This is a genomic window from Streptomyces sp. NPDC036764, assembly GCF_055609385.1.
Map to the genome: position 1 here is coordinate 83,906 of NZ_JBVJPT010000009.1, position 23,906 is coordinate 107,811.

The 23,906-nt window shown below is 72.1% G+C and carries 22 protein-coding genes; 11 read left to right on the forward strand and 11 right to left on the reverse strand.

Annotated elements, in window-relative coordinates; translation table 11 throughout:
• Positions 1 to 22: 22 nt before the first annotated feature.
• Together ACZ69Q_RS28945 and ACZ69Q_RS28950 are read right to left on the reverse strand one after the other, a co-directional pair.
• Positions 23 to 361, reverse strand: coding sequence for a P-II family nitrogen regulator (locus tag ACZ69Q_RS28945; RefSeq protein ID WP_471047082.1), 339 nt, complete (start codon positions 359 to 361; stop codon positions 23 to 25).
• Positions 358 to 1,677 carry an ammonium transporter gene (locus tag ACZ69Q_RS28950; RefSeq protein WP_471047084.1) on the reverse strand — a complete coding sequence of 440 codons (1,320 nt, stop codon included), beginning with the start codon at positions 1,675 to 1,677 and terminating at the stop codon, positions 358 to 360. The genes ACZ69Q_RS28945 and ACZ69Q_RS28950 overlap by 4 nt, the downstream gene beginning before the upstream one ends.
• A 165-nt stretch (positions 1,678 to 1,842) precedes the next feature.
• Here ACZ69Q_RS28950 and era point away from each other — a divergent pair, with 165 nt between their 5' ends.
• From era to ACZ69Q_RS28975, 5 genes are all read left to right on the forward strand, one after another.
• The gene (gene era / locus ACZ69Q_RS28955; RefSeq protein WP_471047086.1) at positions 1,843 to 2,811 is read left to right on the forward strand and encodes a GTPase Era; all 969 of its coding nucleotides are present in this window, start codon (positions 1,843 to 1,845) and stop codon (positions 2,809 to 2,811) included.
• A gap of 130 nt (positions 2,812 to 2,941) precedes the next feature.
• Positions 2,942 to 4,000, forward strand: coding sequence for a PhoH family protein (locus ACZ69Q_RS28960; protein WP_471047087.1), 1,059 nt, complete (start codon positions 2,942 to 2,944; stop codon positions 3,998 to 4,000).
• A gap of 12 nt (positions 4,001 to 4,012) precedes the next feature.
• Positions 4,013 to 4,510: an rRNA maturation RNase YbeY gene (ybeY, locus tag ACZ69Q_RS28965; RefSeq protein WP_471047089.1), complete on the forward strand. Its 498-nt coding sequence runs from the start codon at positions 4,013 to 4,015 to the stop codon at positions 4,508 to 4,510.
• A complete protein-coding gene (locus tag ACZ69Q_RS28970) occupies positions 4,507 to 5,814 on the forward strand; it encodes a hemolysin family protein (RefSeq protein ID WP_471047091.1) in 1,308 nt (435 codons plus the stop codon). The genes ybeY and ACZ69Q_RS28970 overlap by 4 nt, the downstream gene beginning before the upstream one ends.
• Positions 5,811 to 6,170 carry an MmcQ/YjbR family DNA-binding protein gene (locus tag ACZ69Q_RS28975; protein ID WP_471047092.1) on the forward strand — a complete coding sequence of 120 codons (360 nt, stop codon included), beginning with the start codon at positions 5,811 to 5,813 and terminating at the stop codon, positions 6,168 to 6,170. Before ACZ69Q_RS28970 ends, ACZ69Q_RS28975 begins: the two co-directional genes overlap by 4 nt.
• Here the strand turns inward: ACZ69Q_RS28975 and ACZ69Q_RS28980 are convergent.
• The gene (locus ACZ69Q_RS28980) at positions 6,132 to 7,598 is read right to left on the reverse strand and encodes an MFS transporter (protein ID WP_471047094.1); all 1,467 of its coding nucleotides are present in this window, start codon (positions 7,596 to 7,598) and stop codon (positions 6,132 to 6,134) included. The two genes, ACZ69Q_RS28975 and ACZ69Q_RS28980, sit on opposite strands and share 39 nt — an antisense overlap.
• 148 nt (positions 7,599 to 7,746) lie before the next feature.
• On the opposite strand from ACZ69Q_RS28980, the gene ACZ69Q_RS28985 reads away from it, so the two are divergent.
• The 3 genes from ACZ69Q_RS28985 (at position 7,747) to ACZ69Q_RS28995 (ending at position 9,880) form a co-directional block, all read left to right on the forward strand.
• Positions 7,747 to 8,568 carry a helix-turn-helix transcriptional regulator gene (locus ACZ69Q_RS28985; protein WP_471047552.1) on the forward strand — a complete coding sequence of 274 codons (822 nt, stop codon included), beginning with the start codon at positions 7,747 to 7,749 and terminating at the stop codon, positions 8,566 to 8,568.
• 28 nt (positions 8,569 to 8,596) lie between these two features.
• Complete coding sequence (locus ACZ69Q_RS28990) at positions 8,597 to 8,950, forward strand: cytidine deaminase (protein WP_471047096.1); 354 nt, start codon at positions 8,597 to 8,599, stop codon at positions 8,948 to 8,950.
• Positions 8,951 to 9,079: 129 nt separating this feature from the next.
• A complete protein-coding gene (locus tag ACZ69Q_RS28995) occupies positions 9,080 to 9,880 on the forward strand; it encodes a VOC family protein (RefSeq protein ID WP_471047097.1) in 801 nt (266 codons plus the stop codon).
• Positions 9,881 to 10,011: 131 nt separating this feature from the next.
• Here ACZ69Q_RS28995 and ACZ69Q_RS29000 read toward each other — a convergent pair whose 3' ends face one another.
• The 3 genes from ACZ69Q_RS29000 to ACZ69Q_RS29010 form a co-directional block, all read right to left on the reverse strand.
• The gene (locus ACZ69Q_RS29000) at positions 10,012 to 11,127 is read right to left on the reverse strand and encodes a carbohydrate kinase family protein (RefSeq protein ID WP_471047555.1); all 1,116 of its coding nucleotides are present in this window, start codon (positions 11,125 to 11,127) and stop codon (positions 10,012 to 10,014) included.
• Positions 11,128 to 11,310: 183 nt separating this feature from the next.
• Complete coding sequence (locus ACZ69Q_RS29005; RefSeq protein ID WP_471047098.1) at positions 11,311 to 12,600, reverse strand: glucarate dehydratase family protein; 1,290 nt, start codon at positions 12,598 to 12,600, stop codon at positions 11,311 to 11,313.
• A complete protein-coding gene (locus ACZ69Q_RS29010) occupies positions 12,597 to 13,493 on the reverse strand; it encodes a 5-dehydro-4-deoxyglucarate dehydratase (protein WP_471047557.1) in 897 nt (298 codons plus the stop codon). Before ACZ69Q_RS29010 ends, ACZ69Q_RS29005 begins: the two co-directional genes overlap by 4 nt.
• Before the next feature lie 151 nt (positions 13,494 to 13,644).
• Here ACZ69Q_RS29010 and ACZ69Q_RS29015 point away from each other — a divergent pair, with 151 nt between their 5' ends.
• Together ACZ69Q_RS29015 and ACZ69Q_RS29020 are read left to right on the forward strand one after the other, a co-directional pair.
• The gene (locus tag ACZ69Q_RS29015; protein WP_471047100.1) at positions 13,645 to 14,430 is read left to right on the forward strand and encodes an IclR family transcriptional regulator; all 786 of its coding nucleotides are present in this window, start codon (positions 13,645 to 13,647) and stop codon (positions 14,428 to 14,430) included.
• A gap of 207 nt (positions 14,431 to 14,637) precedes the next feature.
• Complete coding sequence (locus ACZ69Q_RS29020; RefSeq protein ID WP_471047103.1) at positions 14,638 to 15,879, forward strand: MFS transporter; 1,242 nt, start codon at positions 14,638 to 14,640, stop codon at positions 15,877 to 15,879.
• Between the two features lie 16 nt (positions 15,880 to 15,895).
• Here ACZ69Q_RS29020 and ACZ69Q_RS29025 read toward each other — a convergent pair whose 3' ends face one another.
• From ACZ69Q_RS29025 to ACZ69Q_RS29045, 5 genes are all read right to left on the reverse strand, one after another.
• Positions 15,896 to 16,888, reverse strand: coding sequence for an adenosine deaminase (locus ACZ69Q_RS29025; protein WP_471047105.1), 993 nt, complete (start codon positions 16,886 to 16,888; stop codon positions 15,896 to 15,898).
• A gap of 20 nt (positions 16,889 to 16,908) precedes the next feature.
• Positions 16,909 to 17,814, reverse strand: coding sequence for a ribonuclease Z (locus tag ACZ69Q_RS29030; protein WP_471047107.1), 906 nt, complete (start codon positions 17,812 to 17,814; stop codon positions 16,909 to 16,911).
• A gap of 12 nt (positions 17,815 to 17,826) precedes the next feature.
• Positions 17,827 to 18,180, reverse strand: a complete 354-nt coding sequence (locus ACZ69Q_RS29035; protein ID WP_471047109.1) for a histidine triad nucleotide-binding protein — start codon at positions 18,178 to 18,180, stop codon at positions 17,827 to 17,829.
• A gap of 98 nt (positions 18,181 to 18,278) precedes the next feature.
• On the reverse strand, positions 18,279 to 21,452 hold the full coding sequence (locus tag ACZ69Q_RS29040; protein WP_471047559.1) for a S41 family peptidase: 3,174 nt from the start codon (positions 21,450 to 21,452) through the stop codon (positions 18,279 to 18,281).
• Positions 21,453 to 21,599: 147 nt separating this feature from the next.
• Positions 21,600 to 22,097, reverse strand: a complete 498-nt coding sequence (locus ACZ69Q_RS29045; protein ID WP_471047110.1) for a hypothetical protein — start codon at positions 22,095 to 22,097, stop codon at positions 21,600 to 21,602.
• 179 nt (positions 22,098 to 22,276) lie between these two features.
• Here ACZ69Q_RS29045 and ACZ69Q_RS29050 point away from each other — a divergent pair, with 179 nt between their 5' ends.
• The gene (locus ACZ69Q_RS29050) at positions 22,277 to 23,905 is read left to right on the forward strand and encodes a hypothetical protein (RefSeq protein WP_471047111.1); all 1,629 of its coding nucleotides are present in this window, start codon (positions 22,277 to 22,279) and stop codon (positions 23,903 to 23,905) included.
• The last annotated feature ends 1 nt before the right edge of the window (position 23,906 follow it).

Here is a 23,906-nt window from a genome sequence, read left to right on the forward strand (position 1 = left end):
AGAGGGCGCGGTCCCGGCGTTGCTACAGCGCGTCGGGGCCGCGCTCGCCCGTCCGTACCCGTACGACGGTGTCGACCGGCAGCGCCCAGACCTTGCCGTCGCCGATCTTGCCGGTCTGCGCGGCCTTCACGATGGCGTCGATGACGTCCTCGGCCGCCGCGTCGTCCACGACGACCTCGATGCGGACCTTCGGCACCAGGTCGACCTGGTACTCCGCGCCGCGGTACACCTCGGTGTGGCCGCGCTGCCGGCCGTAGCCGCTGGCCTCGGTCACGGTCAGACCGTGCACGCCGATCTCCTGCAGAGCGGTCTTGACCTCGTCGAGCCGGTACGGCTTGACGATCGCGGTGATGAGCTTCATGCCTGCTTATTGACCTTCTGCGCGGCGGGAGCGGACGAGGACAGGGACGCGGTGACCGGGGCTCCGTGCCCCAGGACCCCGTGATCGTAGGCGCTCTCGGCGTGCACCGTAAGGTCCAGGCCGGTGTGCTCCTGCTCCTCGCTCGCCCGGAAGCCCATGACCTTGTCGATCAGCTTGCCGAGCCCGAAGGTAACGAGGAAGGCGTACGCCGCCACCGCCACGATCGCCACGAGCTGCTTGCCGAGCTGCGCGAGCCCGCCACCGTGCAGCAGACCCTCGGTGCCGCCCGTCATGGTGGCCGTCGCGAAGACGCCGATCAGCAGGGTGCCGACGACACCGCCGACCAGGTGGACGCCGACGACGTCCAGGGAGTCGTCGTAGTCGAACTTGAACTTCCAGCTCACGGCGTAGGAGCAGACGACACCCGCGGCGAGGCCGATGACGAGCGCGCCGAGCAGGGAGACCGAGCCGCAGGACGGCGTGATGGCGACGAGGCCGGCGACCGCGCCGGAGGCCGCCCCCAGGGTGGTGGGGTGGCCGTCGCGCTTGTGCTCGACGAGGAGCCAGCCGAGCAGACCGGTGCAGCCGGCGGCGAGGGTGTTGAGGAAGACGGCGGCGGCGAGGCCGTTGGCGCCGAGGGCGGACCCGGCGTTGAACCCGAACCAGCCGAACCAGAGCAGACCGGCCCCGAGGACGACCATCGGCAGATTATGCGGCCGCATCGCGTCCTTCTTGAAGCCGAGCCGCGGGCCGAGGACCAGGCACAGCGCGAGGCCCGAGGCGCCTGAGGTGATCTCGACGGGCAGACCGCCCGCGAAGTCGAGTGCGCCGAGGCCGTCGAGGATCCAGCCACCGGGACCCCAGGTCCAGTGGGCGACCGGAACGTATACGAGCAGCGCCCACACCGGCACGAACACCAGCCACGCCCCGAACTTGGCCCGGTCCGCGACGGCACCGCTGACCAGGGCCGCGGTGACGATCGCGAAGGTGAGCTGGAAGGTGGCGAAGAGGAGGGTGGGGACGGTGCCCTGGACGCTGTCCGGACCGATACCGGCCATGCCGAGGTGTTCGAGGCCGCCGATCAGCCCGCCGGCCGCGTCGTCGCCGAAGGCGAGCGAGTACCCACAGGCCAGCCATACGACGGTGACCAGGGCGATGGACACGAAGCTCATCATCAGCATGTTGAGGACACTCTTCGTGCGGACCATGCCGCCGTAGAAGAGGGCCAGGCCCGGGGTCATCAGCAGGACGAGCGCGGTGGCGGCGAGCAGCCAGGCGGTGTCGCCGGTGTCGACGCTTGCGGCGGCGAGGGGCACGGTGGTCTCCAACGGTGTGGGGGCTCGTCAGAGATTCACGGGAGTGCGTTTCCGGTTGTGCACGGGGGTGTTTCCAGGGTGTTTCATTGCGCGCGGGTTTCCGAAGGCTCACACGGCGGGGTCCGGTCGCTCCCTTGTGCGGCAGGGGCTTGTGGATCAGGGAGAATGGGCGCCATGAGCGTTCGCAGCAAGTCATCCGAGCCGTCGGCATCGTCGGAGGCACCCCACCGCGCCGGCTTCGCCTGCTTCGTGGGCCGCCCCAACGCGGGCAAGTCCACTCTCACGAATGCTCTGGTCGGCCAGAAGGTCGCGATCACCGCGAACCAGCCGCAGACCACGCGGCACACGGTGCGCGGGATCGTGCACCGGCCCGACGCCCAGCTCATCCTGGTGGACACCCCCGGACTGCACAAACCGCGCACCCTGCTCGGCGAGCGCCTCAACGACGTCGTGCGCACCACCTGGGCCGAGGTCGACGTGATCGGCTTCTGCCTGCCCGCGAACGAGAAGCTCGGCCCCGGTGACCGCTTCATCGCGAAGGAACTGGCGTCGATCAAGAAGACGCCGAAGATCGCGATCGTCACGAAGACCGATCTCGTGGACAGCAAGACCCTCGCCGAGCAGCTCATCGCGATCGACCAGCTCGGCAAGGAGCTGGGCTTCGAGTGGGCCGAGATCGTCCCCGTCTCTGCGGTCGGCGACAAGCAGGTGGGCCTGCTGGCCGACCTGATCGTCCCGCTGCTGCCGGAGGGTCCGGCGCTCTACCCCGAGGGCGATCTCACCGACGAGCCCGAGCAGGTCATGATCGCGGAGCTGATCCGCGAGGCCGCGCTGGAGGGCGTACGGGACGAGCTTCCGCACTCCATCGCCGTCGTCGTCGAGGAGATGCTCCCCCGCGAGGACCGCCCCGCCGACAAGCCCCTCCTGGACATCCACGCCTTCGTCTACATCGAGCGCCCCAGCCAGAAGGGCATCATCATCGGCCCCAAGGGCAAGCGCCTGAAGGACGTCGGCATCAAGTCCCGCAAGCAGATCGAGGCCCTCCTCGGCACTCCGGTCTTCCTGGATCTGCACGTGAAGGTGGCGAAGGACTGGCAGCGGGACCCCCGCCAGCTCCGCAAGCTGGGCTTCTGAGAGCCGTAACCTCCTCGCCGAAAAGCCCTACGGCAGTGTCAGTCCTGCGGCGTACCCTTGAAATCGCCAGGCCGCCCCTGTGGCGGGCGAGTCGTATCGAGGAGGACGAGCAAGGCCTACGAGCCGGCCCATGACTCAGACACCCACAGCTCACACACCCGCGCAGGGACAGGCGAGAGCACAGTTCACCGTCCCCGCCCAGCACCCCATGGTGACCGTGCTGGGGTCCGGCGACTCCCTGCTGCGCGTGATCGAGAAGGCCTTCCCGGCGGCCGACATCCACGTCCGGGGCAATGAGATCAGCGCGGTCGGCGACTCCGCGGAAGTCGCCCTCATACAGCGCCTGTTCGACGAGATGATGCTGGTGCTCCGCACCGGACAGCCGATGACGGAGGACGCAGTGGAACGCTCGATCGCCATGCTGCGGGCGAGTGAGAACGGGGAGGGCGACGGCCAGGAGACCCCTGCCGAAGTGCTCACACAGAACATCCTGTCCTCGCGCGGCCGCACCATCCGCCCCAAGACGCTCAACCAGAAGCGGTACGTCGACGCCATCGACAAGCACACCGTCGTCTTCGGCATCGGCCCCGCCGGCACCGGCAAGACCTACCTGGCCATGGCCAAGGCCGTCCAGGCCCTGCAATCCAAGCAGGTCAACCGCATCATCCTGACCCGCCCGGCGGTCGAGGCCGGCGAGCGCCTGGGCTTCCTGCCCGGCACGCTCTACGAGAAGATCGACCCGTATCTGCGCCCGCTGTACGACGCACTGCACGACATGCTGGACCCGGACTCGATCCCGCGGCTGATGGCGGCCGGGACGATCGAGGTCGCCCCGCTCGCGTACATGCGCGGTCGTACGCTCAACGACGCCTTCATCATCCTGGACGAGGCCCAGAACACCTCGCCCGAGCAGATGAAGATGTTCCTCACCCGCCTCGGCTTCGACTCGAAGATCGTGATCACGGGTGACGTGACCCAGGTCGACCTGCCGAGCGGCACGAAGTCGGGTCTGCGTCAGGTCCAGGACATCCTGGAGGGCCTCGACGACGTCCACTTCTCCCGGCTCACGTCCCACGATGTCGTACGGCACAAGCTGGTCGGCCGTATCGTCGACGCGTACGAGAAGTACGACAGCCGCAACGGCACGGAGAACGGCACCCACAAGGGCGCCCGTAACAAACGGAAGTAGACCAGCGCGACCATGTCGATCGACGTCAACAACGAGTCCGGAACCGAGGTCGACGAGCAGGCGATCCTCGACATCGCCCGCTACGCACTCGCGCGGATGCGCATCCACCCGCTCTCCGAGCTCTCGGTGATCGTCGTGGACGCCGACGCCATGGAGCAGCTCCACATCCAGTGGATGGACCTGCCGGGGCCGACGGATGTCATGTCCTTCCCGATGGACGAGCTGCGCCCGCCGTCGAAGGACGACGAGGAGCCGCCGCAGGGGCTGCTCGGCGACATCGTGCTGTGCCCCGAGGTCGCCGCGAAGCAAGGGGCCGAGGCGCCCACGCAGCACACCATGGACGAGGAGCTCCAGTTGCTCACCGTCCACGGTGTGCTGCACCTCCTCGGGTACGACCACGAGGAGCCCGACGAGAAGGCCGAGATGTTCGGTCTCCAGGCGGCCATCGTGGACGGCTGGCGTTCGGAGAAGGGCCTGACCGGTCCTTCCCCGGCCCCCACCGTGTCATGAGTCTCGCCCTCGTCTCCGGCGCCATCGCCCTGGTGGTCGTCGCCTGGCTCGCCGCCTGCGCGGAGGCGGGCCTGGCGCGCGTCTCCAGCTTCCGCGCCGAGGAGGCCGTACGCAGCGGGCGGCGCGGCAGCGAGAAGCTCGCGCTGGTCGCCGCCGACCCGACGCGCTATCTGAACGTGGCGCTGCTGGTCCGGGTGGCCTGCGAGATGGCCGCCGCCGCCCTGGTCACGTATGCCTGCCTGAAGGAATTCGACAGCACCACCGAGGCCCTGCTGGTCGCGATAGCGGTCATGGTCCTGGTGTCGTACGTCGCCGTCGGGGTCTCCCCGCGCACCATCGGCCGCCAGCACCCGCTGAACACGGCGACGGCGGCGGCGTACGTCCTGCTGCCGCTGGCCCGCATCATGGGCCCGATCCCGTATCTGCTGATCCTCATCGGCAACGCGCTGACCCCCGGCAAGGGCTTCCGCCGCGGCCCGTTCGCCTCCGAGGCCGAGCTGCGCGCGCTGGTCGACCTCGCCGAGAAGGAATCGCTGATCGAGGACGAGGAGCGCCGCATGGTGCACTCGGTCTTCGAGCTGGGCGACACGCTGGTGCGGGAGGTCATGGTCCCGCGGACCGACCTCGTCGTCATCGAGCGCTACAAGACCATCCGCCAGGCCCTCACCCTCGCCCTGCGCTCCGGTTTCTCGCGTATCCCGGTCGTCGGGGAGAACGAGGACGACGTGGTCGGGATGGTGTACCTGAAGGACCTGACCCGCAAGACGCACATCTCCCGGGACGCGGAGAGCGAACTGGTGTCGACGGCGATGCGGCCCGCGTTCTTCGTGCCCGACACCAAGAACGCCGGTGACCTGCTGCGCGAGATGCAGAAGGAACGCAACCACGTCGCCGTGGTCGTCGACGAGTACGGCGGCACCGCAGGCATCGTCACCATCGAGGACATCCTTGAGGAGATCGTCGGCGAGATCACCGACGAGTACGACCGTGAGCTGCCGCCGGTGGAGGACCTGGGCGAGGACCGCTACCGGGTGACCGCCCGCCTGGACATCACCGACCTGGGCGAGCTGTACGGCCTCGACGAGTACGACGACGAGGACGTGGAGACCGTCGGCGGTCTGCTGGCGAAGGCCCTCGGCCGGGTGCCGATCGCCGGGGCGTCGTCGGTGGTCGAGCTGCCCGACGGCCGCGTCCTGCGGCTGACGGCGGAGGCGGCGGCCGGCCGCCGGAACAAGATCGTGACCGTGCTCGTCGAGCCGGTGGGTCCCCTCGTGCCCCCGGAGGAGCAGAAGGAGTCCGAGTGACCCCCAAGGAGCTGCGCGCCCTCTGCCTGTCGTTCAACGCGGCCGTGGAGGACTTCCCCTTCACCCCCGAGACCTCGGTCTTCAAGGTCCTCGGCAAGCTCTTCGCCCTGACGAACCTCGACGCCCGGCCCCTGACGGTCAACCTGAAGTGCGACCCCGAGGACGCGGTCCGGCTGCGCGGCGAGCACCCCGGCCTGATCATCCCCGGGTATCACATGAACAAGCGGCACTGGAACACCGTCACGGCGGACGGCGAGCTCCCGGACCGTCTCGTCCGGGAGCTCGTCGAGGACTCCTACGACCTGGTCGTCGCCGGCCTACCGCGAGCCGACCGCCTCCGCCTCGACCGCCCCTGATCCGGCCGTCCGCCGGGTGCGCAGGCCGAGGGCGACCAGGGCCGCGGCGACCAGGACGATCGCCGAGTTCAGCGCCATGGCCGTGCGGGTGCCGGACAGGAGGTCGTCGGCGGTGGTGGCGAGGACGCCGAGCAGCGGGATGCCGACCGTGAGGCCGATCTGCTGGGTCGAGGTGACCAGGCCGGTGGCCAGGCCCTGTTCCTCGTCGGGGACGCCGGAGGTGACCGTCAGGCCGTAGGAGATGATCGCGCCCAGATGGAACATGCTCGCCACCGAGACGGCGGCCGTGGCGAGCCAGACGGACCAGGTCTCGGTGTTCAGGAACACCAGCGCCGAGATGAAGGCGCCCTGACCGGTGAGGGAGAGGACCAGGGTGCGGCGGGCGCCGAGGCGGCTGACGAACCTCGGGGTGAGCGCGCCCGCGACCACCGACACCACGCCCTGGACGCCGAAGACCAGACCCGTCTCCCAGGCCGACAGGCGCAGGATCTCCTGGAGGTACAGGGTCAGCACGAAGATCACCGTCGACATCATCGAGAAGGTGACAAGACCGCCGACGTTGCCCCACGCCACCGTGCGGCGGCGCAGCATGGGCAGGGAGACCAGCGGTGCCTTGGTGCGGGACTCGACGATCACGAAGGCGGCGAGCAGCGCGAGGCCGGCGATCAGGGTCGCGATGACGTCGACGCGGGCGAAGCCGTGGTCGGCGGCCGTCGTCAGGGCGTAGATCAGCGACAGCAGACCGCCGGTGACGGTGATCGCGCCGGGGACGTCGAGGTGCGGGCGCTCCGGGGTGCGGGACTCGGGCAGCAGACCGGGCGCGAGAGGCAGCACGATCAGGGCGAAGATCGCGAGCAGGCCCATCGTGGAGCGCCAGCCGAGCGCGTCGGTCAGGATGCCGCCGGCCACCATGCCGATGGTGAAGCCGAGGGACATCAGCGTCCCGGAGATGCCGAGCGCCCGGTCGCGGGCGGGACCCTCGGCGAACGTGGTCGTCAGCAGGGACATGCCGGTCGGGACGATGACCGCCGCGCCGAGGCCCTGGAGGGCGCGTCCGGCGAGGAACGACGCCGGGTCCCAGGCGAACGTCGCGAGCACCGAGGCGGCGGCGAACAGGGCGAGGCCGGTGAGGAACAGCCTGCGGCGGCCGTAGAGGTCGCCGATGCGGCCGAACAGGAGCAGGAAGCCACCGGAGGGCAGCGCGAACGCGGTGACCGCCCACTGGAGCGCCGACTGGCTCATGCCGAGGTCGGCGCCGAGGACGGGCAGGGCGACGTTCAGCACGGAGAAGTCGAGCGCGACCATGAACTGGGCGGCGCACAGGACGAACAGGACGAGCCTGTCGCGCGCCGACATCCCGGGGGTGTCGAGCGGGGGCGCGGGGGTGGGTGCGGAGGTGGAGGTGGGCTGGGGAGTGTCGATCGCCATGGGTAAGAGCCTGCTGGCATCGGAATAGCCGTGGGGAGCGGGAAGTTGTCCTGGTGGTGGCACCACCAGCCAACGCGACGAGGGGGATCGGTACGTGTCCGAGGGCACGCTGAAGAGTCATCGGCGGCGCGAGCTGCGCGAGTTCCTGATGAGCAGGCGGGCCCGGGTGACCCCGGGCGAGGCGGGACTGCCCGACGGTGGCGCGCGGCGCCGGACACCGGGGCTGCGGCGCGAGGAGGTCGCCGTGCTGGCCGGGGTGGGCGCCTCCTGGTACCAGTGGCTGGAGCAGGGGCGGGAGATCTCCGTCTCGCCTCAGGTGCTGGACTCCGTCGGCCGGGTGCTGCGGCTGAGCAACGCCGAGCGCCGGCACCTGTATCTGCTGGCCGGGCTGAACCCTCCGGCGCCCGAAGTGGCGCCCGAGAAGCAGGACATGTGCGACGGGCTGCGGCGGCTGATCGACGCGTGGATGCCGTATCCGGCGCACATCATGGACAAGTACTACAACGGCGTGCTGCACAACGACGCGGCCGCGACGGTGCTCGGCATGCGGCCGGGCAAGCGGTGGAACTGCCTGATCGACTTCTTCACCGACCCGATGTACCGCTCGCGTTCCAGGAACTGGGAGGCGAACGCGGCCACGGTCGTGGCGCAGTTCCGCGCGGTCTGCTCGGCCTCCCCCGACGACGAGGGGTTCCAGGCGGTGCTGGCCGAGGCGAGGGCGTCCAGCGCGGAGTTCGTCGCGCTGTGGGAGCGGCGGGACATCGAGGACGCCGGGCAGATCCGCAAGGAGCTGGACCATCCGCTGGTCGGGCTGCTGTGCATGGAGTCGAGCGTGATGCAGATGCCGGTGCGGCCCGATCTGTCGATCGTGCTGCACACGCCGCTGGACGAGGCGAACACGGCGGCCAAGCTGGAGTGGCTGGCGTCCCCGGAGGGCCGGCGCGGGGCGATGTACCCCGTGGCCGGATAGGGCCCGTGGCGCTACGTATGCTCAGCTCATGACCGACAACAGCGCGCTCGACCCCGAGGACCGCAAGATCGTCACCCTGGCCCGTTCCGCGCGGGCCCGCAACGGCGTGCCCGAGGGGGCTGCCGTACGGGACGAGACGGGCCGTACGTATGTCGCCGGGACCGTCGCTCTGGACTCCCTGAAGCTGAGCGCGCTCCAGACCGCGGTGGCGATGGCGGTGGCGTCGGGGGCGACGTCGCTGGAGGCGGCCGCGGTCGTGACGGAGGCGGAGGGTGCCTCGGACGCGGACCGGGCCGCTGTGCGGGATCTCGGCGGGCCGCAGACGCCGGTGCTGGTGGCGGGGCCGGACGGGTCGGTGCGTACGACGGTGACGGCGGGCTGAGGTTCGAACCGGCGCGTACGCCGGTAGGACACGGACCGGCGTGGAGGCGAGGAAGGGGCGATCCGACGGGCGGTTGTCTGTGCCCGGTGTCACGCTGAGGGCATACAGGATCGGCGGAAGGGAATCGTCATGATCACCACCGACCAGGCCCCGGGTTCCCCCTGTTGGCTCGACCTCGGCGCCCCCGATGTGCGGGCCTCCGCGGCCTTCTACGGTGCGGTGCTCGGCTGGGACTACGAGTCCATGGGCGAGGGCGAGGAATTCCAGGGCGGCATGTTCAAGAAGGACGGCAAGACCGTCGCCGGGCTCGGCAAGCTCACCGAGGAGGGGGCGCGGTCGGCCTGGATGATCTACTACACCGTCGCGGACGCGGACGCCACGACACAGGCCGTGCAGAACGCGGGCGGCACGGTGCGGGTGGCGCCGATGGACCTGGAGGACTGGGGTCGGATGGCGCAGTTCACCGATCCGCTGGGCGGGCAGTTCGCCGTGTGGCAGCCGAGGAAGAACTCGGGCTTCGAGCTGGCGGACGCGTCGGGTTCGCTGTCCTGGACCGAGCTGTACACGACCGATGCCGCGGCCGCGAAGGAGTTCTACGGCGGGGTCTTCGGCTGGCAGTACAGCGACATGGAACTGCCGGGCGGCGGTGGCGCGTACACCATCATCACGCCCGCCGGGCTGCCCGAGGACCGTATGCAGGGCGGCCTCATGGAGCTGCCGGCGGAGAACCTCGCGCTGGCGGACGGGCGGCCGTACTGGCACCCGGTCTTCAACGTCGACGACTGCGACGCGGCGGTCGCCAAGGTCACCGAGAACGGCGGCAGTGTGCAGATGGGCCCGGATGACGCGGAGGGCGTCGGCCGGCTGGCCGTGTGCGTGGACCCGTCGAACGCGGACTTCGTGGTGCTGACCCCGGCGACGCCGAGTTGAGCGCCCTCACACCACCGACCGTCTGAACCCCTTGCCGACCCGGGCGACACCGCCCTGAGCCCGGCCGCTCTCACGCCGACCGTCTGAACCCCTTGCCGACCCCGGCGGCACCGTCCTGAGCCCGGCCGCTCTCACGCCGACCGTCTGAACCCGATCGTCGGTACCGCCCTGCGCAGCGGCCAGGGCCGTCCCGCGTCCTTCGGCACCAGGTCCGTCAGGAACGCGTACCGGCGCAGGGCCTCGGGGTCCTGCCGGTCGAGGGACTGGACCTGGCGCCACCAGCCGCCGATCTCGGCCCAACCGGGCGCCGAGAGGGAGCCGCCGAACTCCTGGACCGACAGGGCGGCCGTGAGGCCCGCGAAGGCCAGGCGGTCGGCGAGCGGCCAGTCGGCCAGGGTGCCGGTGACGAAACCGGCGACGAAGACGTCACCGGCGCCGGTCGGGTCCAGGGCCTCCACGGCGATGGCCGGGACGACGGCCGTCTCCCCGGTCCTGCCGTCCACCGCGTACGCGCCCTCCGCGCCGAGGGTGACGACCGCCAGCGGGACGTGCTCGGTCAGGGCGTGGGCCGCCTCGCGGGGGCAGTCGGTGCGGGTGTACCGCATCGCCTCCTGGGCGTTCGGCAGGAACGCCTCGCAGTGCTCCAGGTCCGCCAGCCCCGCCAGATCCCATGCCCCCGTGTCGTCCCAGCCGACGTCGGCGAAGATGCGGGCGCCCTTGCTCGCGGCCTGCGCGATCCAGGGTGCGCGGGTGCCCGGCACCAGGGAGGCGACGGCGGCACGCGCGCGCGGCGGGCACTCCAGTGCCCCGTCCGGACCGGGCACGGGCTCGGGGGGCGGCTCGTGGCCGTGGGAGACCATCGTGCGCTCCCCCTCGTACGCCATCGACACCGTCACCGGCGAGTGCCAGCCCGGGACCGTGCGCGACGGCGAGAGGTCGATGCCCTCGCCCTGCTCCAGCGCGTCCCAGCAGTAGTCGCCGTAGTGGTCGTCGCCGAAGGCGGCCGCGAGCGAGGTCCGCAGGCCGAGGCGGGCCAGGGCGGTGGCCATGTTCGCCACGCCGCCGGGGCTGGAGCCCATGCCGCGCGCCCAGGACTCGGTGCCGCGCACCGGGGCGGAGTCGAGGCCGGTGAAGATGATGTCCAGGAAGACCGTGCCCGTGAGATACACGTCCCAGGGCGGGTCGGCGGGCGTGCGCAGGCCGGCGAGAGGGTCGACCTGGGCCCGGCGATACGGCCCCGCCGCCATGGCCGACGGCCGCTGGGGCGAGGGTCCCTTTCCGGTGGGCGCGGTGGGCGTGGTCACGGGTGCGCTCCCTGACGTGATGCTGATCTGGCCAGTGTGCACCACGCCACTGACAACGCCACCACGATCTTGCCCGAGCCGCCCGTCCGTACAGGTCGAGCGGCCGCTACCCGCTCCCGGCCGCCCCTACCAGCGCGGCACCGCCGGTGTGACCCACCCCGGCTCCGCGACCCGCATCGCCGCCGCGTCGTCGCGGTCCCTGAGCGTGCCGTCGTCATCGAGCCATCGCCGGTGCAGCTCGGCGAGCCGGGTGCGGTCCAGTTCGACGCCGAGGCCGGGCCCGTCCGGTACGGCGACCTTGCCCGCCTCGAAGGTGAGGCGCTCGGTGAGGACGTCCTCGGACTGCCAGGGGTAGTGGGAGTCGCAGGCGTGGTGCAGGTCCGGCACGGTTGACGCCACGTGGGTCATCGCGGCCAGGGAGATGCCGAGATGGGTGTTGGAGTGCATGGACACCGCGACGCCGAACGTGCGGCAGATCGCCGCCAGTTGCTGCGTGTTGCGCAGCCCGCCCCAGTAGTGGTGGTCGGAGAGGACGACCTGCACGGCGTCCTTCCTGAACGCCTCCTTGATCTCGGCGAACGTCGTCACGCACATGTTGGTCGCCAGCGGCACCCCGGTGCGCGCGGCGACCTCGGCCATGCCGGCCGTGCCGAGGGTCGGGTCCTCCAGGTACTCCAGGACGTCCCCGAGCTCCCGCGCCACCCTCAGCGAGGTCTCCACCGACCAGGCCCCGTTGGGGTCGAGCCGCAGCGGATGCCCGGGAAATGCCTCGGCGAGGGCCCGTACGGCAGCGATCTCCTCGTCCGGCGGGAAGACACCGCCCTTGAGCTTGAAGGACGTGAAGCCGTACAGGTCCTTGAACCTGCGCGCCTGCTCGACGACCCCGGCCGGGTCGAGGGCGGCACCCCAGTCGTCCTTCTCCGCGCCCACGCCCTCCGGGTGCCCGGCCCACTTGTAGAACAGGTACGCGCTGTACTCGACCGCGTCCCGCACCTTGCCGCCGAGCAGCGCGTGCACGGGCAGCCCGAGCGCCTTGCCGAGGGCGTCGAGGCAGGCGACCTCGAAGCCGGAGACGACGGACAGCCGCAGCTTCTCGGCGGTCTGGACACCGCGCAGCCCGCCGACGTCGACCTGACCGGAGACCCGGTTCCGGTCGACGGCCACCTCGTCGGCGACGGCGAACAGGCCGTTCAGGTCCGAGACCCGGCGCCCGACCAGTTTCTGCGCGAACGGCCGCGCGAGCTCCAGGTACTTGGTGTCGCCGTACGTCTCACCGACGCCCGTGATCCCGTCAGCCGTCTCGACCTCCACGATCAGGCGGGGCGTGTACGGCTGGTGGACGCCCTGGGTGTTCAGCAGCGGCGGGTCGGCGACCAGGATCGGCGTCAGGCGTACGTCCGCGATGGTCGGGTTCACAGCGCGGCTCCCACGAGGTCGAGTCCGGTGCCGAGCAGGGCCCTGAGCTCGGCCAGGTCGCCGGGCGACGGGTCGGTGAGCGGGGCGCGCACGGGTCCGACGGGGCGGCCGCGCAGCCGGGCCGCCGCCTTCACCAGGGAGACGGCGTAGCCGGGCACCCGGTCGCGCAGTTCGACGAGCGGGACGTAGAAGTCGCGCAGCAGTTGGTCGGCGAAGCCGTGGTCGCCGTCGCGCAGGGCGGCGAAGAAGGCGTTCGCGATCTCGGGGGCGAAGGCGTGCACGGCGGAGGAGTAGGCGGGGACGCCGACCGTGGCGTAGGCGCGGGCCTGGATCTCGGCGGTGGCGGCACCGTTGAAGAACAGGAAGCCCTCGGGGGCGGCCAGGGTGAGGCGCTGGAGGCGGTCGAGGTCGCTGTGGCCGTCCTTGAGGCCGATGACGCCGGGGATGCGCGCGATGCGCCGCAACGAGGCGGCGGTGAAGGTGACCTGGCCCCGCTGGTAGGCGATGAGCGGCAGCCGGGTCCGGGCCGCGAGCTGCTCCAGTTGGGCGACGAGGCCGTCCTGCGGGGCGGCGACGAGGTAGTGCGGCAGGACCAGGAGGGCGTCGGCGCCGGCCTCCTCGGCGATCCGCGCGAACCGGGCGGCCTGCGCCCAGCCGTACCCGACCCCGGCCACCACGGGCACCCGGCCGGCCGCCTCCTCGACGGCGGCGGTGACGACGACGCGGTACTCGTCCTCGTCCAGCGAGAAGAACTCGCCGGTGCCGCAGGCGGGGAAGACCGCGCCGGGTTCGGTGGCGAGCTGGGCGGCGACATGGGCGCGGCAGCCGTCCGGGTCCAGCGAGCCGTCCTCGTGGAAGCTCGTGAGCGGGAACGACAGAACGCCGCGTGCCATGCCGTCCCGCAGCCGGCGGATAGTGTCCGTGTCCGTATCGAGGCTCACCCTCGCCATCTCCCCATGTAGACCTCATCCATGTATGAGAATCGAGATTAGATACGCGAACCGCGACCGTCAATGGCACCGTCCCTCCGATTACGATCGGCCCATGTCGGAGACAGGCGGCGTCCGCGAGGTGAAGTCCGCGGCGCGCACGGTGGAGCTGCTCGAACTCCTCGCCGCGCGCGGCGACCGCCCCGCACGCCTCCAGGAGCTGGCCGACGAGCTGGAGGTGCCGCGCAGCTCCATGTACGCGTTGCTCCAGACCCTGATCTCGCGCGGCTGGGTCCGCACCGACGTCACCGGCTCGCTCTACGGCATCGGCATCCACGCCCTGCTCACCGGCACCAGCTACCTCGACTCCGACCCGCGCGTGCGCCTGGTGCGCCCCTACCTCGACGAGGCGTCGCAGACGCTGGGCGAGACGATCCACATGGCGCGCCTCGACGGCCGGGACGTGGCGTACCTCGCGACCCGTGAGTCGCACGAGTACCTCAGGACGATCAGCCGGGTCGGCCGCCGACTGCCGGCGCACGTGGGCGCCCTCGGCAAGGCGCTGCTCGCCGAACGCCCCGACGGCGACCTGCCCGAGGGCCCGTACCGCGCGCTCACCCCCAACACCCGCACCAGCCGCGAGGCGCTGGCCGCCGACCTCGCCGAGGTGCGGGCGCGCGGCTGGTCGATCGACCGCGAGGAGGGCGTCCTCGGCATCGTCGGCTTCGGCTTCGCCCTGCGCTACGACACCCCGGCGCAGGACGCGATCAGTTGCTCGGTGCCGGTGGCCCGGTTGTCGGCCGCGCACGAGGAACGGATCGTGGCGGTGATGCGGGAGACCCGGGCGAAGATCGAGGCGAGGGCCCCCGGCGGGGGCGGCGCGGCGCACTGGCGTAGCTGAGGGCGCCTCGGGAAGGCCCGGGCGAGGCGAGCACCTCAGCTACCCCTCTTCCCTCACTGCAAACGGAATGTGCCTCAGATCACTCCGTCCCCGCTTCTTCGCGCCTCCCCCGGCTTGATACAAATTGCCCGCGCGTTCCTGTCCGTCGACGGCCTGCGCCCCTCCCCCTTTCTTGTGCCGCTCCTTTCGCATGCCCTGGGAACGCCCGTGTTCGCCCCCCGCACCACCCCCTGGCCCCTCGTCGCCCTTTTCACGGCCGGGTACCTCGCTCCGTATCTGCTGCCGACCGTCGTCGGCAGGCTCGACTCCGGACTTCCGCTCTCTCCCACCCAGGCGGGTGCCGTCGGCAGTGCGCTGCTGCTGAGTTCGGCCTCGGCCGGCTTCCTGCTGGCCTCCCGCGTCGACCGCGTCGGCGCTCGCAGGCTGGCCCGGATCGGCCTCACCCTCGCCCTGCTCGGCTACGGCGGCGCTGCCCTCGCGCACGCCGTACCGGCCGTCGTCCTCGGCGTCCTGGTGGGCGGCTTCGGATCCGGTACGGCCACCGCGGTCGCCGCCACCCGTATCGCCGCCCAGCACGACCCGCACCGGACCACCACGGCCGGCCTGCTCGGCGTCTCCGCCCTCGCGGGCGCCGTCTATCTGACGGTCCCGCACCTCGGTGCCGGCCATGGCCAGCCGCTGGCCGCCATCGCCCTCACCGCGCTCGCCGTATGGCCTCTGACGGGCCGGATCCCCGTCGACGCGCCGACGGCCGGGGCACGCCGGCCGGCCGCGCCTCTCCCCCATCGCCGCCCCGGCCTGGTCCTCGCCGCCTGCATGCTGTGCTGGTCCCTGGCCCAGAACTCCCTGTGGGGCGTCAGCGGCCGGATCGGCCTGACGCAGGCGCAGTTGACGGAGACCACGGTCGGAGCGGTGTTCGCCGTGGCGCTGGGCGCCGGGCTGCTCGGCGTGACCGGGGCGGGCGCGCTCGGCCCGCGCCTCGGGCTCGCGCTGCCGATCGGGGCCGGCACGGTCACCATCGCGGGCTGCATCGCGCTCAGCGCGGCCGCCACCGATCTCGCGACCTTCGCGACCGGCGAGATCGCCTGGAACACGATCTACCCGATCGTCCTGTCGTACGTCATCGGCCTCGCCGCCTCCCTCGACCCGCGTGGCCGCTGGGCGGTGCTCGTGGGTTCGGCGGGGTCGCTGGGCACGGCGGCGGGCCCGCTGACCGGGAGCGTGCTGTCGGCGCAGGCCGGGTTCCCCGTGATGGGCGCGGTCCTCGCGGTGGGGCTGCTGGTCGTCGCCGTGCCGATGACGGTCGTGGCACTGGGCCACCGGACCCACCCGAGCGTCGAGGTCGCCGAGACGGCGGAGGCGGTCGAGGCGGTCGAGGTCGTCGAGATCCCGCTGGACACCTTCGAGGCCACCCCGGCCGTCCCCGACCGCCTGACCGCCGCCACCTGAGCGGCTGCCTGCCGGGCTACCCGAACTCGTAGCCCTCCACCTCGGCCAAGTACCGCGCCCGCAGCTCCTCGTCGTCCTCCAGGAAGGAGGCGAGGAAGGAGTTGCGGGCCAGCCCCCGAAGCCGTTCCCGGTCAAGGCCCAGCGCCGAGCGCACCGCGTCGAAGTTGTCGCCGGCGTACCCGCCGAAGTAGGCCGGGTCGTCGGAGTTGACGGTGCACATCAGACCGGCGTCGAGCATCGCGGGCAACGGGTGGTCGGCGAGGGTGTCGACGGTCCGCAGCCGCACATTGGACAGCGGGCACAGGGTCAGCGGCACCCGCTCCCGAACCAGCCGCTCGACCAGCGCGGGGTCCTCCATGCAGCGCAGCCCGTGGTCGACGCGCTCGACGCCGAGGATGTCCAGGGCCTCGGTGATGTAGGCGGGCGGGCCCTCCTCGCCGGCGTGCGCGACCCGCCGCAGCCCGAGCTCGGCGGCGGCCTCGTACACCTCGCGGAACTTCACCGGCGGGTGGCCGACCTCGGCCGAGTCGAGGCCGACGCCGGTGATCCGGTCGAGATACGGCTCGGCGGCCCGCAGCGTGTCCATGGCCGACTCGGCGGAGTCGTCGCGCAGGAAGCACAGGATGAGGCGGGTGGAGACCCCGTGGTTCGCCTCGCTGCTCCCCAGCGCCCGCCACAGTCCCTCGACGACGGTGCCCAGCTCGACGCCCCGCTTGGTGTGCGCCTGCGGGTCGAAGAAGATCTCCGCGTGCCGCACGCCCTGAGCGGCGGCACGCGCGAGATAGGCGTTCGCGAGGTCCGCGAAGTCCTGCTCGGTGCGCAGGACGGCCATGAGTTCGTAGTACAGGTTCAGGAAGGACTGGAGGTCCTCGAACTGGTAGGCCTTGCGGAGCTCGTCGGTGTCGCCGTACGGCAGCGTGACGCCGTTGCGGGCGGCCAGCTCGAAGGCGAGCTCGGGTTCGAGGGTGCCTTCGATATGGAGGTGCAGTTCTGCTTTCGGGAGGGGCATCAAAGCATCGTACGGCGGCATTACCGACGTTTCGGTAGCGGGACCCTCAGCAGGTCGTGCGCGACCGTCAGCTCCCCGTCGAAACCGGCGTCGCGGGCCTGCCGCTCGAACTCCTCCGGCTCGGTGTAGCGCTGGCTGAAGTGGGTCAGCACGAGATGCCGTACGCCGCTGTCGAGCGCGGCGCGGGCCGCCTGACCGGCGGTCAGATGGCCGTGCTCGGCCGCGAGTTCGCCGTCCTCGTCCAGGAAGGTGGACTCGATGACGAGCATGTCGCAGCCGTCGGCGAGGGCGTACACCCCGTCGCACAGCCGGGTGTCCATGACGAACGCGAACCGCTGCCCTCGCCGGATCTCGCTCACGTCGTCCAGCGAGACGCCGCCGAGCACGCCCTCGCGCTGGAGCCGCCCGACGTCCGGGCCCTGGATGCCGTGCGCGGCGAGGCGTTCGGGCAGCATGCGCCGGCCGTCGGGCTCGACGAGGCGGTAGCCGTACGACTCGACGGGGTGCGACAGCAGGGCGGTGTGCAGCGTGTAGCCGCCGGTGTCGGCGATGACGCCGTCGGTGTCGACCGGGGCCTCGGTGATGTCGACGGTCTCGCGGTAGGCGGTGGCGTACCGAAGGCGGTCGAAGAAGCGCCGGCCGGAGCGCGGGTAGTGGGCCGTGACGGGGTGCGGGACCTTGTCGAGGTTGATCCGCTGGATGACCCCGGCGAGCCCCAGCGAGTGGTCCCCGTGGAAGTGGGTGACGCAGATCCGGTTCAGGTCATGGGCCGCGACGCCGGCGCGCAGCATCTGCCGCTGCGTGCCCTCGCCGGGGTCGAAGAGGATGCCCTCGCCGTCCCACCGCAGCAGATACCCGTTGTGGTTACGGTGCCGGGTCGGGACCTGGCTCGCCGTCCCGAGGACGACCAACTCACGTACGGACACGACGACTTCCGGCTAGCCGGGGGGCCACTGCATGCCACGGCCACCGAGGATGTGGGCGTGCGCGTGGAACACGGTCTGGCCGGCGCCGGCGCCGGTGTTGAAGACGACGCGGTAGCTCTCCAGCTTGTCCTCGTCGGCCACCGCCTGGGTCTCGCGCAGCACGTCCGCGACGAGGGCCGGCTCGGCGGCGGCCAGGGTGGCGGCGTCCTTGTAGTGCGCCTTGGGGATGACCAGGACGTGGGTGGGAGCCTGGGGGTTGATGTCCCGGAACGCGACGGTCGTCTCCGTCTCCCGCACGATCGTCGCCGGAACGTGCTTTGCGACGATCTTGCAGAACAAGCAGTCGTCCTGCGGCTCCCCTGCCATGGTCCCTCCGGGGGTTGGGCCGGTTTGGTTTACGGGGGGCATCGTATCGTCGCTGGGTGCGGGTGCTCGGTGGCTGGTCGCGCAGTTCCCCGCGCCCCTTAGGTGGGCAGACCTGGCGGCGTTTTGGCCGGCCGTTCCTCCAGCCCTGCCAACGCCAGGCGGATCGCCTCGTCCAGTTGGGTGTCCCTGCCCGCCGCCCAGTCCTGTGGGCGCTGGAGCACCTCCACGTCCGGGTCGACTCCGTGGTTCTCGACGTCCCAGCCGTAGCCCTCCAGCCAGATGGCGTACTTCGGCTGGGTGATCAGCGTGCCGTCGACCAGTTGGTACCGGCTGTCGATCCCGATCACGCCGCCCCAGGTCCGGGTGCCCACCACCGGGCCGAGGCCCAGCGCCTTGATCGCCGCGTTGACGATGTCCCCGTCGGATCCGGAGAACTCGTCCGCCACCGCCACCACGGGTCCCCGGGGCGCGTCCTGCGGATAGCTGTACGGCCGCATGCCGCGCGGCAGTTCCCAGCCGACGATCCGCCGGGCCAGCTTCTCCACGACCAACTGGGAGGTGTGCCCGCCGCCGTTCTCGCGGACGTCCACGACGAGCCCCTCCCGGGCCACCTCGACCCGCAGGTCCCGGTGGATCTGGGCCCAGCCCGGCGCCTGCATGTCCGGTACGTGGAGGTAACCGAGCCGGCCGCCGGACTTCTCGTGGACGTACGCCCGCCGGTCCGCGACCCATGCGTGGTAGCGCAGCGGCTGTTCGTCCGCGATGGGCACCACGACCGCGTGCCGTACGTCCCCGCCGCCGGCCGGCGAGATCGTCAGCTCGACCACCTTGCCCGCCGTGCCGACGAGCAGCGGTCCGGGCCCGGTCACCGGGTCGACCGGCATCCCGGCCACCGCCACGATCGCGTCCCCGGCGCGCACCGCGACCCCGGGCGCGGCCAGCGGCGCCCGTGCGTCGGGGTCGGAGGTCTCCGACGGCAGGATGCGGTCGATGCGCCAACTGCCGTCGGCGTGCCGGGAGATGTCGGCACCGAGCAGGCCCTGCCGGGCCCCGCCGCCGTATCCGCCGCGCGGCGAGACGTAGGCGTGCGAGGTGCCCAGTTCACCCTGCACCTCCCACAGCAGGTCGATCAGGTCGTCGTGGGTGGCGACGCGGTCGAGGAGCGGGCGGTAGCGGTCCAGGACGCCGGGCCAGTCCACCCCGCTCATGTCGGGCCGCCAGAAGTGGTCCCGCATGATGCGGCCCGCCTCGTCGAACATCTGCCGCCACTCGGCCGCCGGGTCGACCCGCTGCCGTACCCGCGTCAGGTCCACGGTGATGTTCGAGTCGCTGTCCTCGTCGCCGGAGGCCCGCCGGTCGCTCGGTACGACCTTGAGCCTGCCGTCGGTCCACAACAGCACCCGCTTGCCGTCGCCGCTGACCTCGAAGTCGTCGGCGTCGTCGGCGAGATGCTCGACGCGCCGCTGGAGGAGGTCGTAGCGCTCCAGCTCGGTCTTGGGCTCGGGGTCCTCGGGCGTGGCCCGGGAGGCGCCGAGCGCGCCCTGCACGGGGTGGCGCAGCCACAGCACGCCGTCCTTGGCGGTCCGCAGGTGCGTGTAGCGGGCCGCCTCGACCGGGAACGGCACGATCCGGTCGGCGAGCCCTTCGAGGTCGATGCGGGTGGTCGGGGTGCCCTCGCTGTCGGGGGTCTCGTCCTTGTCCGGCGCGTCGAAGGGGCGGCCGTGCCGCTGCGGGCCGAAGGGGGACGGGGTCGTGGCCGCCAGCGTGATCAGGTGCGGGCGGGAGCCGACCACGAAGGCCAGGTCGAAGACGTGCTCGTCGTAGACCGGGTCGAAGGCGCGCGCCGACAGGAACACCAGGTGCTTGCCGTCCTGCGTGAACGCGGGCGCGTAGTCCTGGAATCGCAGCGGGGTCGCCTCGGAGACCGACAGGTCGGTGGTGTTGGCGAGCTTGAGCTGGGACAGCGGGCGCGGGCCGGGGTGCGACCAGGCGAGCCAGGCCGAGTCGGGAGAGAAGACCAGCCCCGAGACGTCGCCGTGCACGCTGCGGTCGACCTCGCGGACCTCGCCGCTCTCCCGCTCGACGAGCAGCACCCGTCCGTCGTGCGCGGCGACCGCCGCCCGGCTCCCGTCGGGCGCCATGGCCAGCTCCAGCACCCGCCCGAGCTGCCCGGCGGCCAGCCTGCGCGGGGTGGCCGCGGGCGCGAGCCCGGTCGCCGGGGCGAACTCCAGCGCGTCGTCGCCCTCGGCGTCCGTCACCCACACCACCCACTCCTCGCCCTCCGCCCGGAAGGTGCGCGGCAGCCGGGCCCGGACGCCCGGCTCGGCGGCCAGCGCGCGGGCGGGGCCGGAGCGGTGGGTGACCCAGTGCACGGTGCCCCGGACACAGACGGCGCTGCCGCGCGCGGTGTGGTCGGGCGCGGCCTCCCCGAAGGAACGGGCGGCGTTCAGCGAGTACGGCTGCCGGTCGGTGCGCTGCCCGCCGAGCCGGATGTCCAGCCTGCGCGGCTCGGCGCCGTCGAGGTCGTCCAGCAGCCGGAGTTCACCGGCGGACACGTACACGACACGGGTGCCGTCGCTCGCGGCATGGCGGGCGTAGAAGCTGTCGATGGGCGTGTGCCGGCGCAGATCGGAGCCGTCGGCGAGGGAGGAGTACACCGCCCCGACGCCCTCGTGGTCGGAGAGGAAGGCGATCCGGTCCCCCACCCATACGGGGTCCTCGAGGTTCCCGTCCAGCTCCGCGTGCAGCCGTACGAAGTCCCCCTCGCCCTCCCGGTCGATCCACAGCTTGCCCGCCGTACCGCCGCGGTAGCGCTTCCAGCGGGCCGCCTCCAGCCCCATCGGCGCGGAGGCGAGCACCAGGTGCGGCCCGTGCACGACGTCGCCGACGGGGCCGTACGGCAGGGTGGTCGCGGGGCCGCCGTCGAGCGGGATCGTGTGGGCCCAGGTGCGGCGGCTGCCGGCCTGGCCCTGGGTGCTGATCGCGAGGACCCGGCCGTCCGGGGTCCAGCCGCGCACCCGGGTCTGCCAACTGCCCCAGTGCGTCAGGCGCCTGGAGGGGCCGCCGTCGACCGGTGCGATGTGCACCTCGGGAGCGCCGTCGCGGGTGGAGGTCCAGGCGACGGTCGTGCCGTCGGGCGAGATACGCGGCCGGGAGACCGGCACGTTGTCGGCGCTGACCCGCCAGGCGCGGCCGCCGTCGAGGGGGGCGAGCCATACGTCGTCCTCGGCGGTGAAGGCGACCAGGTCGCCGCGCAGGTGCGGATACCGCATATACGCGGGCGAGGGGCGGGTGGCCGCCGGGTGGGAGGCCGAAGTCGTCACGGGCGTCGCGGACTGTGTCACCCGATCACCCTAAGCAAGGGCGGCGTGCGCGAACAGGCCTTTGGATCACTTGCCCGTGCCTCCGGGGGGAGGCGGTCACTTGCCCTCCGGCCAGCAGTTCGGGTGCTGCTTGCAGTACACGGTCTTGGTGACGGTCACCGTGACGGTCGGTCCGGGCTGCCCACCGCCGCCGGGGTTCACGGGCGAGGGCGTGGCGTTGCAGTCGCCCAGCCCGTTCACGTGGAACCACTCCTTGCCGTCGATCTTGGCGACGAGGTCCCCGCGCACACAGGCGCCGCTGACGGCCCGGGTGATCCGGCCGGTGACGACGATGTCCTTGCCGTCGCCGGTCTCGCCCTCGCAGTCGACCTTGACCACGGTGTTCTCGCTCGCCGTGGCACCGGAGCCGTTGTTGCCGCCGCCGTCGTAGGAGCCGGTGCAGTTGAGCCACTGCACATCGGCCTTCTGCCGCTCCAGTTCCTTGGTCACGGTCTGGTCGGTGGTGAACGCGACGGTCGCACTGCTCAGCCCGCCCGGGTCGCAGGCGCCCAGCCCACCGACCGCGACCACGGCGAGCCCGGCGGCACCGGCCACCCGCGCCCCGCGCCCGCGGCGCCCCGCACGCCGGTCCGCGCGACCCCAAATCCTCCTGAATGCCCCCATGGAGGGGAGCCTGCCACTGTCCCGGCCGACGCGGTAGAGCGCATACGGCCACTGGCGGCTCGCGCACGTCACAATCGGGTGTCGCCCAACCCACCCTGCCCGGAGGACCGTTGACCTCAGCACGGATTCCCTCTCGCGCCCTGCCCGCGCCGCGCACCTCGGACGACTCCGAGCGGGCCGGGACGGACGCCGCCGATCCCGCGGCGGGACCGCCCGCGCCGCCGCGCCGGCGGCGGGTGCGGATGCTCGTCGACGTGGTCGCCCATCCGGATGAAGTGGCGTATGTGACCGCCCTGTTCGAGGAGCGCGGCTGGACCGTGCGCCCGGCGCAGGACGACGAAGCGGCACCCGCCGCGGCGCACCGCACCACACTGGTCGTCGAGGTCCGGCTGCACGGAGCCCGCCTCGGTGCCCTGCGCACGGCCACCCTGGAGGTCGAACGGCTCGCCCAGCAGGCCGAGTTGGGCGCATGGGTGCGGGACGCGGCGCTGGTCGAGCACGAGCGCCCGGCGCGCACCACGTACTACGTGCACCGCGCGCTGCCGACGCTGGGACGCCTGTGGATCCGGTTGGGCGGCGCGGACGAGCAGCGTGCCGTGACGGTACCGGCGGGCCCGCGTTCGCGGGAGGAGGCGGCGACCGAGCTGGCGGCGCGCCCGCTGGGCGGCCGCCCCTTCGATCCCGAGGCGCACGGGCTGCGGGTGCCGGGCCACTCGGACGCCGACCCGCCGCGCGACGAGACACCGCACGAGCGCCGGGTCCGGCTGGTCTGGCTGACGGCGGGCGCGGCCGGCCTCGTCCTCGCGATCGTCTGCGGGATGTACGTCGTGTGGGCCGACGGCGCCTGGAAGCTGCTGCCCGCACTGCTCGGCACGGCGGGCGCGCTGCCGCTCGGCCGGACCCTGAAGGAGACGCGGGCCCGCGGGCTCGGGGTCCAGTGGGCGGCGGGGGTCGCGGGCACCACGGCACTGGCGGCCTTCGGTGCCCTGGTCGGCCGGGGCACCCAGCCGCGGGTGCTGTGGGCGGGCGCGCTGCTGCTGGCCGTCGGTTTGTTCACGGGCGCGGGTGTGGTCCTGGCGCTGCGCCGCACCCTGTTCACCCGGCACGCGGCCTGGCTGGTGCCGCTGTCCGTGCCGGTGCTCTGGTCGATGGTGGGCTGGCTGGGCGGGCAGATGCACGACGCCTATCTGGACCGCTTCGACATCCGCGTGGAGGCGGTGCCCACGCCGCGGCTCGGCACCTATCTGGTGGCCGCCGAGCCGATGGGCCTCGCGCTGGGCAGCGCGCTGTTCTTCGTGGCGATCGTGGGCTGGCTGCGCCACTTCCATCTGGGCCGGGACGCCAGCAACCGCTTCTTCGCCATCGTCCTGGCGACGCTGATCATCGTCCTGTACGCCCTGAGCGCGATAGCGCTGGGCACCGGCCAGGCGGCGAGCGCGGCAGGACGGGCCGCGGAGAACGCCGCCCGGCAGGGCGCCGCACCGCCCTCCTACTTCGGCATCTACGGCCACTTCATGTGCGTGCGCCCGGTACCGGCCGACGGGGTCGTGGCGGTGGAGAACGGCCCCGTGGCCACCACCCACCCGGTGCTCTCCTTCGGCACCTCCGGCGACTGGATCTGGCTCTGGGACCCGGCCCGCAACAACGGCACGGTCCAGGAGTCCTTCGCCGTCCGCCGCGAGGACGTCCGGTTGATCCCCGCAGAAAACCCAGAGACCAGGCGGTGCCCGGCGCCGTAGC